General features: G+C 28.9%; 1 pseudogene. It reads left to right on the top strand.

From position 1 onward, the window contains the following. Positions 1-201: 201 nt before the first annotated feature. A pseudogene (locus MBFIL_RS04875) lies at positions 202-757 on the top strand (hypothetical protein); the annotation flags it as partial.

Below are 757 nucleotides of genomic sequence, written 5' to 3'. Positions count from 1 at the left end.
TACCAAGACACCTGAAAAAAATATACAAGACAGAACAAGGAATAACAACCTATTTAGATCTTCAAAGAATAAAATGGGAGCAAGAAAGAGGAAAAATTATCTCAACCATGAAGTTTTTGACATAGCCTATATTTGACTGTGTCAAAAACTTCAGGGTGAACAAGTGAAAAAATTCAATGAAAAGTACAACATATACATGTAATGTTCAGTATAATTCAAAAAAAAGTGAGTATAATAACATTAATTAAATGGAGGAAGAATATAGTTAAATCTATGCAAAGAGAAAACAAACTTCCTCCAAGTAATAATTTGAATGTTAAAATATATAATGCTGATGGTACCAAGAGAGTTGTGATAGAAGAAGAAATATTATATTTAGATAATCGTGTAGACCCAATATATCATCAAACATTGGAAGAAATGACAGGTAGGAGTCTTAAATGTCGTTACATCGATAATAGTGATTTTAAATGTGAATGTTGTGGTTCAGACTCATTTAAAATACATGATTATGGTCTTAGAAATCTGAATAAAAATCAAAAAATAGAATCCACAATTTACAAATGTAGGAAATGTGGAAAAACACATCAAACACCATTAGAACCTTTTGTTGATAAAAATAGTAATTACACCAACAAAGTCCAATCATTAGGCATTATGGTGAACTATCTATCACATCTATCATTAAATAACATATCTCTACTTAATGGAATTGTAAATAATGCATTTCCATCCAGACAAAGCACTCTCAACTATC

The sequence above is a fragment of the Methanobrevibacter filiformis genome (assembly GCF_001639265.1).
Lineage (GTDB): Archaea > Methanobacteriota > Methanobacteria > Methanobacteriales > Methanobacteriaceae > Methanacia > Methanacia filiformis.
The sequence above is the reverse complement of the archived record's forward strand: the minus strand, read 5'-3'. Positions and strand labels throughout refer to the sequence as shown.